Annotated in this window: 9 protein-coding genes and 1 pseudogene; 1 reads left to right on the top strand and 9 read right to left on the bottom strand. The window is 32.7% G+C overall.

What is annotated here, in order from left to right; all coding sequences use genetic code 11:
* From BTM19_RS06865 to BTM19_RS06825, 9 genes and pseudogenes are all read right to left on the bottom strand, one after another.
* Nucleotides 1-708: YSIRK-type signal peptide-containing protein (locus BTM19_RS06865; RefSeq protein ID WP_142378971.1), on the bottom strand; the 708-nt coding region annotated here is incomplete at its 3' end.
* A gap of 386 nt (nt 709-1,094) precedes the next feature.
* Nucleotides 1,095-2,051, bottom strand: a complete 957-nt coding sequence (gene cobA, locus BTM19_RS06860; RefSeq protein WP_058626034.1) for a uroporphyrinogen-III C-methyltransferase — start codon at nt 2,049-2,051, stop codon at nt 1,095-1,097.
* Nucleotides 2,042-2,356 (bottom strand): nitrite reductase small subunit NirD, encoded by a 315-nt coding sequence (gene nirD / locus BTM19_RS06855; RefSeq protein ID WP_029378363.1) that lies wholly within the window; start codon nt 2,354-2,356, stop codon nt 2,042-2,044. The genes cobA and nirD overlap by 10 nt, the downstream gene beginning before the upstream one ends.
* Nucleotides 2,353-4,764, bottom strand: a complete 2,412-nt coding sequence (gene nirB / locus BTM19_RS06850) for a nitrite reductase large subunit NirB (RefSeq protein ID WP_099265796.1) — start codon at nt 4,762-4,764, stop codon at nt 2,353-2,355. Before nirB ends, nirD begins: the two co-directional genes overlap by 4 nt.
* Entirely contained in the window at nt 4,757-5,221 is a 465-nt protein-coding gene (locus BTM19_RS06845) for a precorrin-2 dehydrogenase/sirohydrochlorin ferrochelatase family protein (RefSeq protein WP_038679076.1), read from the bottom strand. Before BTM19_RS06845 ends, nirB begins: the two co-directional genes overlap by 8 nt.
* The gene (locus BTM19_RS06840; protein WP_058626036.1) at nt 5,202-5,942 is read right to left on the bottom strand and encodes a sirohydrochlorin chelatase; all 741 of its coding nucleotides are present in this window, start codon (nt 5,940-5,942) and stop codon (nt 5,202-5,204) included. Before BTM19_RS06840 ends, BTM19_RS06845 begins: the two co-directional genes overlap by 20 nt.
* Before the next feature lie 141 nt (nt 5,943-6,083).
* A complete protein-coding gene (locus tag BTM19_RS06835) occupies nt 6,084-6,623 on the bottom strand; it encodes a GNAT family N-acetyltransferase (RefSeq protein ID WP_038679078.1) in 540 nt (179 codons plus the stop codon).
* A gap of 305 nt (nt 6,624-6,928) precedes the next feature.
* Nucleotides 6,929-7,746 (bottom strand): annotated as a pseudogene (locus tag BTM19_RS06830) (formate/nitrite transporter family protein).
* A gap of 268 nt (nt 7,747-8,014) precedes the next feature.
* A complete protein-coding gene (locus BTM19_RS06825) occupies nt 8,015-8,716 on the bottom strand; it encodes a GntR family transcriptional regulator (RefSeq protein WP_029378357.1) in 702 nt (233 codons plus the stop codon).
* A gap of 173 nt (nt 8,717-8,889) precedes the next feature.
* On the opposite strand from BTM19_RS06825, the gene BTM19_RS06820 reads away from it, so the two are divergent.
* A complete protein-coding gene (locus BTM19_RS06820; protein ID WP_069796923.1) occupies nt 8,890-10,776 on the top strand; it encodes a beta-glucoside-specific PTS transporter subunit IIABC in 1,887 nt (628 codons plus the stop codon).
* The last annotated feature ends 18 nt before the right edge of the window (nt 10,777-10,794 follow it).

Genomic DNA, 10,794 nt, shown 5'->3' with positions numbered 1-10,794 from the left:
TGCTTTGTTGTATTCTTCTACTTTTTCTGCTTCTGCTTTATTTGGAGCTTCTTCTGCTTTTTCTGCTTCTGCTTTATTTGGAGCTTCTTCTACTTTTTCTGCTTCTGCTTTATTTGAGGCTTTTTCTACTTTTTCTGCTTCTGCTTTATTCGGAGCTTCTTCTGCTTTTTCTGCTTCTGCTTTATTCGGAGCTTCTTCTACTTTTTCTGCTTCTGCTTTATTCGAGGCTTTTTCTACTTTTTCTGCTTCTGCTTTATTTTCATTATCAACATCTGCCAGTTGCTTTTGACCATTGCTTTGATTAACTCTATTATTTTTTTCAATTGTTGTATCTTGTTTTTCTGTTGGCCCATCTTGAATAGTAGGTGACTTTTGTTTTACTAAGTCCTTGTGTGATACGGGAGATATTTCAGATAATTGCTGACTAAATGCTTCAGGAGCATTACTTGATTCTAATTTAAAATTATTGTCAGAAGGGGCTTGTTTATCTTGATTTGAATTCATGGCATTATCTTTGTTGGAATTAATCGTTGTAATATTGTTTCCATTATTACTTTCTTGTTCATTATCCAATTTACTTGCTTCAGAAACATGTCCATTTGCTATAAAAAATATTACTGTTAATACTGAAATTGTTCCGACCGAATACTTTCTAATTCTGAATCTTTGTACCTCTGTTTTTGTAGATTGTTTCTCTTTTCTTTTCATTAAGATCACCTCATAGCATATTTCCCAAAAAGATCCCCTCTCAAAATAAAGTTGCTTCCCCAATTAATAACTGTACATTTATAATTTAAAACATTTTATATTGTTGTAAATTAAATTATTGTAAAATTTCAATTACATTATTTTATATTGGTTTGATATATTTGGTTTTTTTAAATAATAAGACTTAATTTAAGAGTTCTTTTATATAAATTAAAACCCTTAAGCATCGGATTTAATCTAACTTATCTATCTACTATTAGAACAAATAAAAATGACAAATCACTATATTAGTAATTTGTCATTTTTATTTTATCTGCTTATTAAATTATGAAAGTGATAAAGATTTAAATATCAACTCAACTTTTTTATTGTTATCATAAAATTATCTAATATTGATAATTATCCAGAACTATTCGTTCATCAAATTTCAATTCTTTTTCCAGTTGTTCGTAAAGTTTAAATTGAGATTTATGATAAGGCTGTTGTGAATCTATTTTCATCAAACAATAATGACCCACGTCATACAATTCAAAAGCCTTTTCAATAGCTAAACTTCTCGCTCCGGAAATCAAATAGTTTTTTCGTTTCACATTATCAATATTTCTGAACTTTTCATTTACCATATCCATGACGTTACCTATAAGAATTATGCCCGGTGTCATTCCTAAATCTTGCTCTTCTACTTGTTTAATTATTGTAGTAAGTTTGCCAGAAATCATTTGTTCATTATAAGTAGACACATTATAAAAAATAGCAATAGGGAAATCTGTTTTTGTTTCTTGAAGTATTTGTTTTACTATTTGAGGCAACCTTTTTATGCCCATATAAATAGCCAATGTGCCGCCTTGCGTTAAACTGTGTAGATTAAGTTCTTCTACTTGCCCTTTACAGTGTGAAGCAGTTGTGAAAGTAATAGCTTTAGCAACATTTCTAGCAGTTAGTCCGATACCTAGTTTAGCAATCGCAGCACTAGCTGATGTAATACCCGGTACAATTTCAAAAGTAATGCCCTGTTCAGATAATGCCACGGCCTCTTCTTGTACTCTACCAAATATTGCAGGGTCGCCCCCTTTTAATCTGACAACACACGAATGACGTCTTGCCGCTAAAACAATTTGTTCATTAATTTCGGTTTGTTGCATATGCTTTTGGTAAGGTCGTTTTCCCACATCGATAATTTCAATTTCTGGTTTAGCTAATTGTAGTATAAAAGGATTTACTAACCTATCGTATAATATAATGTCTGCACTTCTTATCAATTGCTCAGCCTTTCTTGTTAAAAGTGTTGGATCGCCTGGTCCCGCACCGACAAGATACACTTTTCCAGATTCTACTAAATGCATATATAAACGTCCCCATCGATAATTTCCACTTTATATACTTCTACACATCCTGTATCTGGTTCTTGTACCATACCTGTCTTTAAATCAATTTTTTGATCATGTAAGGGACAATATATAAAACCACCACTCACTGTCCCTTCAGAAAGTGGTCCTTGTTTATGCGGACAAATATTATTAACTGCATGAATTTCACCATTCGCCGTTAAAAAGATACCTATTTCATGTTCTTTAAATCTTACTTTCTTTCCTATTAATGGCGTGAGTTCATCAACGCTCGCTACCTTTACTTTATTCGTCGCTATCATACTTTCACTTCCTCCACTTCAAATATACTTTGTGCAAATTCGTTGTCTACAATCTGTCTCCATGGTTCACTATGAACTGCTGCTTTCGCATCCATAATGCGATCAAATAATTTCTGTTGTTTTTCTGGGTCTAATAGAACTGTTTGTACATTTTCAAATCCCATTCTGTCTAACCAAGGCGCCGTACGCTCAGCATAATTTGCAGTTTCTCTATAATATTGCATCAATGCACCACATAATAAAATTACTTCATCTTCAGTTTCCACAGTGGTTAAATGCTGGCCAACGGTTACTTCTGTACCACCATTACCACCAATATATATTTGAAAACCATTTTCCACACCAATGACACCAAAGTCTTTCACACCTGATTCTACACAACTTCTTGGACAACCAGACACGCCCATTTTAAACTTATGCGGCGTATCGATGTACTCAAATGTTTTTTCTAACCTGATTCCTAGTTGTGTTGTATGTTGTGTGCCAAAACGACAAAATGATTTTCCTACACAACTTTTAACTGAACGTGTCTTTTTACCATATGCAGAAGCAGAGCGCATCTCTAAATCTTCCCAGACTTGTGGCAACAACTCTTTTCTTATACCGTATAAACCGATACGTTGAGAGCCTGTTACTTTCACTAATGGTACGTTATATTTTTTAGCAACTTCCCCTAATCGAATTAATTGATTTGCATCTGTCACACCGCCACGCATTTGCGGAATTACAGAGAAAGTACCATCTTTTTGAATGTTTGCATGATAACGTTCATTTGCAAACCTTGAAGCAATTTCATCTTCGTGGTCAAATGGATATACCATGTTTAAATAGTAATTTAATGCTGGTTTACATTTAGGACATCCATCTTTATCTTTAAAGTTTAATTGTTTTCTCACATCTTCAGAATTTTTTAATTGTTTTGCTCTTATTTGCGTAACAATTTGGTCACGAGTTAAATCAGTACATGCACAGATACCTGTAGGCTTAGCAGCAATGAAGTCATCACCTAATGTAAACTCTAAAATCCGACCTATTTGTCCTTTACATTTACCGCATGAATTACCAGCTTTTGTCGTCTTTGTTACTTCTTCCACATTTGTTAATCCATTTGCTTTAATGGCTTCAACAATCGTAACTTTCGATACACCATTACATCCACAAATTGTTTCGTCGTCAGCCATATCTTCGATACTAAGTCCTGATGACTCACCACCTTTATGTAGTAGCGATACCATTGTATAATCATCAAGTAATTCTGATTTTTTCATCATGTTAAAGAAACGCGGCCCATCTTCAATGTCACCATATAATACTGTTCCCACAATTACATTCTCTTTTAAAAACACTTTTTTATAATGTTGTTGTTGACTATCAAAAATTTCAATGCCTTTAACATCTTTATCTTCAATTATATGTCCAGCACTATACAAATCACACCCTGAAACTTTCAATGAAGTAAATGTTGTAGAACCTTTGTAACCTTCCGTACTACCTCTTGTTAAATAATCAGCTAGAACTTTTCCTTGTTCGTATAAAGGAGCAACTAATCCATATACTTTTCCATCATGTTCTGCACATTCACCTACTGCGAAAATAGCCGAGTCATTGGTTTGCATATAATCATTTACTTGAATACCTCTATTCACCTCAAGTCCATTTTCTTTAGCAACTTCTGTAAAGGGTCTTATACCGACAGCCATAACTACTAAATCCGCTTCCATCGTTGTTCCATCTGATAATTCGATACCTGTCACATCTTCATCACCAAGTATGGCACTCGTGCTTGCTTGTAGTTTAAAGTTCATACCTTGTGCTTCTAAATCTGCTTTTAACAGTCCTCCTGCTTTTTTATCAAGTTGCATTTCCATTAACCATTCTGCTAAGTGTACAACTGTAACCTCCATACCTTGGTCCATTAAACCCCTTGCACATTCTAACCCAAGTAATCCTCCACCAATTACAATTGCGTGTTTTTTAGATTGTGCAATTTCAATCATACGTTCAGTATCTTCAATAGTACGCCAACCGATTACACTTGGTAATGTTGAACCAGGTATTGGTAATACAAATGCTTTTGAACCAGTAGCAAATATACATACATCATATTCAAATTTACATCCAGCTTTTGTCGTTACATATTTTAATGCTCGATTAACTTCTACAACAGTATCACCGGTAATAAGTTGTATATGGTTTTCTTTATACCAATCGTAGCTATTCATAATAGTTTCTTCTACTGTCATTTTCTTTTGTAAAATATTCGACAACATAATTCGATTATAATTAGGATATGATTCTTTACCAATTATCGTTATTTCATACTTTTCTGCGTTTCGCTCCAATATTTCTTCTATCGTACGTAGCCCTGCCATACCATTACCAATCATTACTAATTTTTCCTTAGTCATGTTTCTCCTCCTTATAAACCTCTGTTAAATAAGTTTGCACTGCTTGTGATATTCGCTTCACTTTTACACAATCCTTCCCATTGGATCTCAAACAAATTTTTATATCTTCAAATTCTATCTCTAACATATTAAAGAAATCGGACTGTAGCTGATCACTTGTATGATTAACAAGTTGGTGCGCCTTTGCATCTTTTTTTATTTGATCGTTAACCTTTGGATCATCAGTAGCAGCTATAATCAAAGATGCATTTTTTATATCGTTTTTGTCATAACACTTTGTTAATAGCTTTACGTTGGAATGTTCAATCTCAAAAAATTGAGGTAAAAATTTTTCACTAATAATCATTACTGAACAAACATCTTCTTTTAATATTTGCATTAGTTTTCTATATGCAATCTTGCCCCCACCTATAATGACAATTTGTTTGTTGGTTAGATTAAGTTGAATAGGATACATTGGCTAATTCCTCAATTTCTTGTATTCTGTCTTCTATTATTACCAAAAGCTCATTATTAAAATTAATCACATCGCTATAATAAACACGCGATACTCTATTTAATTGGCTAATTTCTTTTTTTATTTTTTTTACTAAAAAACCGTTATAAAGAAAAACTGGCACGATCAATATACCTTCACCTTTATTTAAATACTGTTCTATGTGCAATTGATAGCTATAGTCTCCATACACTGTCATCATCTGAATGGGTATATTAAAGCCATTACAATCGTTCATTAATTTTTTTAATGCGTAATCTGGCTCTTTATAACAAGAACTTCCATGTGCAATCAAAATAATTCTGTTTACATGCTCTGCTGTTACTAAAGCTTTAGCAATACGTCTGTTAATAATATTCGGCATTTCTCTATGTGTGCCCAACGGTTGTGCAATATTGTTTATAATATGAGGATGGGCGTTTTTCAATGATTTCAAAACTGATGGTATATCATATAAATAGTGCTTTGCCGGAAACAACAACACAGGGATGATATTAAATTCAAAATATCCATGACTTATTAAGTTGTCTATGACAACTTTCAAATTGCGTTTTTCACTCTCTAAAAATGCAATATGTACATGTCTGTGCTTCGACCTCATCAATTGTTGTACAAAATCATAAATTATATTATTCTGTTCACCTTTTCTCATACCATGTATTACTAAAATATTTTCAGCCATTTCCTCACCACCCATCTTATACTTGCATTGTAATACAAATTTACAATCGAATGTGAATTAATTCACATGAATATATAAAAATAGGGAATCCCCTTATACTCAAAATAAAAGGATTCCCTGACATATATTTTTATTCATTAATTAATGAAAAGGTGGCATACCTAAGACTTCTTCATCAAATCTTTCTGGTATTAACACTTTACGCATGATGACGCCCAAATCTCCGTCATCACTTTCATGTTCCGCGTATACTTCATAACCACGTTTTTTATAAATATCTAATAACCATGGATGCTTACGTGCAGAGGTCCCTAAAGTTACCGCAGGTGCTTTTAGTGTATCTCGTAAGAATGTTTCTTCGACATAATTTAAAAGTTTACTACCATAACCTTTCCCATCATAAGACGGTTTTGTAGCAAACCACCAGACAAATGGATAATGAGAAATGCGACGTTTACCTTCCCAAGGATAACGAACCGTAATTGTTGAAATAATTTCCAACTCATTTTCCAATACAAATGTCGTACTTGTAATGATATTTTTCTTGACCAAATCTACATTTGCATTAACAGATGGCCAATCAATCCCTAACTCTCTTAACGGTGTAAATGCTTCGTACATTAACTCTTGTATTACTTCCGCATCGGATTCTACTGCAACTCTTATATTATAATCAGACATATCGTCACTCCTATCTATTGTTCGCACATTTATCCACTAAAATATTCCTATAATAATAAACAATTTTTGCAATCATATCAATACAATATGGCTTCTTAATAATTGAGTCAATTGATACGTTTTATAAACCTAAATCAAAATAAAAAACAGTGAGACAATCATCTATTCTTAATGAATAAACTTTCGTTACCTCACTGCTTGAGAAATGCTTAGTATTTAAATTACTTAATTCGCTTGATAAGATTCAACATAAACTTTGTCATAATTATATTAAAGTCACAATTAGTATTTTTATTAGAGATAAATTAATTGCTCAAACTATCTCTTCTACCGTTCAAATATGCATATACAAGCCCAACAAAAATACCACCGCCGATATAGTTACCAATAAATGCAAATACAATATTTTTCAATACGTGTAACCACGCCACAGCGTCAAAATCATAAAAAATCATACCTGAGTATAATCCAGCATTAAACACAACATGTTCATAGCCCATAAACACAAAAACAACCACACCACAGGCAATAAAGAATGCTCTAGATAAACCATCCTTAAATTGAATTGATACATAAATACCAATATTAATAAAGAAATTACAGAAAATAGCTTTCACTAAAATAGCATACCACGTGCATCAACTGTTTTACCATTTACCATTTTAGTTAAACTGTTAACCATTTCTGTTGTCATAATAGGTGTGAATTTCATTAATCCAAATAGTATAAGACCACCTATAATGTTAAAGAAGAAACAGACAAGCATAATTCCAAACGCTTTATTCATTCCAATAATTTTATAATACCAACCGACAGTTAAATACATAAAATTACTCGTTAATAATTCAGAATGTGTTAATACAATTAAGACTAAGGCTAAACTAAAAGAAATAGCCCCCATTAAATTAACTAAACCTTCATTTGTTCCAGCAAACTGTGTCTTGATACCTAACATAAACACTGTAACAATAGCTAACAAAAATCCTGACATCACAGATTTAAGTGCATAACGTCCTGGCGTTTGATTAAACATAACTTCTTTCATTTGTACTTGGTTGTTAATGTTTTCAATAGTTTCATTCGACATATATGTATCTTTTATAGCCTTGTTATTATCTATCATTGACATTTAAGCACCTCTTGTAATTCATTTTTTAACACTTTTCTATACTAATAACCATATTATATTGGTTTCACTTGATATTTAATAGTGTATTCAGTAATTTTTTATAAATTTAATTTATTGCGATTTTGCAAAAATACATAAACTTCATCATATGAAAAACAAATACAGGTTTATAATTAAATGTCATTGGCCAATTATAAAAACGCTTGTGCTACTTGCTTACGACTCATTTAATACACTGAGTAAAGCTCGTAACACAAGCATTTTATTTTTGTGAAGGTATATAAAAATAGGCATTTTGATAATGATAGTGCAAATGAGAACAATCAAATGGAACCCCTGTTGTTGTATAGAATACCTGTTCATAATTTAAACTAGGATCACCTTCTACTAACCCCAACTTTTCCGCATGAGACGCATTTAATTTGTCTACGGTAAAATAAATATCTGAAAAACCGATTTTAACTTTTAGATGTTGCTCTAAATAACTAAAAATAGATTGTTCAGCAATTGATTCGTTTAAAAATAATACAATATCTTTATTAAAATATGACCGTTCATAGCAAAGAATATCATCATTTACGTATACAATACGCTCTAGCAGATAAACTGGCACGTCATCTTTTAGTTTCAATTTTTGTTGAACACTTTGAGGTGGAGTTACTTCCTCTACTCTCAAGACTTTATTTGTCACTTTAAGACCTACAATCTCATCACTAAATCCTCCTGTAGAAAATAGATTGAGGTAGCCTTCTCTTTGTTTATTACGTACATAAATACCACTACCTCGAGCTTGATATATAATTCCTCGTTTCTCTAGTACTTCTAAAGCTTTAATTACTGTACTTTTACTCACTTGGTATTGCTCTTTTAAAGTTTCAACACTTGGCAATTTATCCCCTGCTTGAAAATGCCCTTCTTCAATAAATATATTAATCTTTTGTGCAATCTGTTCATACTTGAGCATATATTTACTCCTTTAAATTATAAATTCAACTTATTATAACACGTACACGATATAAATAAACCGCACCATAATTTTTGTAAGGGTCTTTACAAATTGTACCGGTATAATTATAATGAGATTTAAATGAAACGCTTACATTTTGTTTATATAAATATATTAAGGAGTTGAAGCACGTGGCTAATAAAAACGAGATACTGGCACAACATATTTTAGACGCAGTTGGCGGTGAAGAAAATATTGTCAATAGTACGCATTGCGCTACGAGATTACGTTTAGTATTAAAAAGATCAATTCCTGATGCCAAACAAAAGGTATCAGAAATCGAAGGTGTTGTAACAGTTGTAGAAAATAACGGACAATTCCAAGTCGTTATCGGAAATAACGTTGGTGAAGTATTTAACTATTTCGAAGATTTAACAGGTGAACGCCAACATGATGACGATGATCATTCTGATAACAAAGGTTCCATACTCAATAGAGTCATTGCAACCATGTCTGCAGTATTTGCTCCGTTCATTTATATTTTAGCTGCAGCAGGTATTTTACAAGGTTTATTAATTGTCATAAATATTATTATGCCATCATTTAAAGACACAGGTACTTATGAAGTATTTAACTTTATGTCCTGGGCGCCTTTTACTTTTTTACCAATATTTATTGCTATGACAGCTGCTAGACATTTCAATGTCAATGTCTATATCGCTGTCGCTTGTACAGCTGCGCTTGTTAGTCCTGATTTAACTAACATGATTGAAAGGATTCAGGATGGAGAAACAATCAAATTGTTCGGCATCCCATTAACAGAAACAAGTTACACGTCTTCTGTTTTACCACCACTATTCTTAGTATGGATATTATCCTATGTTGAAAAATATTTAAATAAATGGATTCATGATGTTGTTAAACCTTTATTCACACCATTTTTAAGTATTGTCATCATGGTACCAATTACATTATTAGTTATAGGACCAATCACAACAATCGCTGCACACGGTATTGCAGGAGGATTTAATTATCTTGTAGACGTCGCACCATGGTTAGCAGGTGCCCTTATTGGTGGTTTGTGGCAAGTATTTGTCATTTTCGGTGTACATTGGGGTATTACACCTATGGTATTAGCTAACTTTGAACAACATCAAAGCGATTCATTCCAAGCTTTCCAAACCATTGCTGTAATCTCACAAATTGGTGCTGTAATTGGAGTCTTAATCAAGGCGAAACGTACAGAAATTAAACGTGTAGCTTCATCTGCAGGTATTACAGGCATATTCGGTATTACCGAACCATCAATGTATGGGATTAACTTACGCTTCAAAAAGCCTTTTATTATTGCATGTATAAGTGGTGCAATTGGTGCTTTTATCGCTAGTTTCTTTAATCCTAAATACTATGCATACGCTGGTTTACCAGGACCTATTACAATTGTTAACGGTTATAGTGCTGATAACCCTTCATCAATTTGGGGAATTATAATCGGATCAACAGTTGCTATACTTTTACCGATTATTTTAATTCAATTTTTAGGATACGGAGATGATACAACGGAAGAAGTTGATAATGAAACAGCTTCAACACCTGATACTCAAAGCGCAGACAATCCTTTAGAAACGATTGTCTATGCACCTATTGATGGGCAAGTCGTATCACTTTCAAAGGTCAATGATCCTATATTTGCTGAAGGTATGATGGGACAAGGTATAGCTATTAAACCTGAGTCTCAAACCGTCCACGCACCTTTTGATGGTGTGGTGAGTATGATTGCAGTTAGTAAACACGCTATAGGAATTACTTCTTCAACAGGAGTAGAACTATTGATTCATGTTGGTTTAGACACTGTTCAATTGAACGGAGAAGGATTCAATATTTTAGTTAAAGAAAACGACTCATTACAACAAGGACAACCGATATTAAAATTTGATAAAAGCTTACTTGATTCAAAAAATTATGACAGCATAATTCCTGTCATTATAACTAATTCCGCTGAATTTAGTGAGACTATAGCAACAAAAGAATCAAACATAACAACAAATGATGAATTACTCACTATCATTAATAAATAATAATCTACTAGGAGGAAA

The sequence above is a fragment of the Staphylococcus xylosus genome, assembly GCF_002732165.1.
GTDB classification, from domain to species: domain Bacteria; phylum Bacillota; class Bacilli; order Staphylococcales; family Staphylococcaceae; genus Staphylococcus; species Staphylococcus xylosus.
This window is presented reverse-complemented; position numbering and strand designations above follow the sequence as displayed.

Excerpts from the sequence above, each read along its gene's own strand:
- BTM19_RS06825 (WP_029378357.1), bottom strand. The coding sequence starts at position 8,716 with ATGCTCAAGTATGAACAGATTGCACAAAAGATTAATATATTTATTGAA.
- cobA (WP_058626034.1), bottom strand. The coding sequence starts at position 2,051 with ATGCATTTAGTAGAATCTGGAAAAGTGTATCTTGTCGGTGCGGGACCA.
- nirB (WP_099265796.1), bottom strand. The coding sequence starts at position 4,764 with ATGACTAAGGAAAAATTAGTAATGATTGGTAATGGTATGGCAGGGCTA.
- BTM19_RS06835 (WP_038679078.1), bottom strand. The coding sequence starts at position 6,623 with ATGTCTGATTATAATATAAGAGTTGCAGTAGAATCCGATGCGGAAGTA.
- BTM19_RS06845 (WP_038679076.1), bottom strand. The coding sequence starts at position 5,221 with ATGTATCCTATTCAACTTAATCTAACCAACAAACAAATTGTCATTATA.
- BTM19_RS06840 (WP_058626036.1), bottom strand. The coding sequence starts at position 5,942 with ATGGCTGAAAATATTTTAGTAATACATGGTATGAGAAAAGGTGAACAG.
- nirD (WP_029378363.1), bottom strand. The coding sequence starts at position 2,356 with ATGATAGCGACGAATAAAGTAAAGGTAGCGAGCGTTGATGAACTCACG.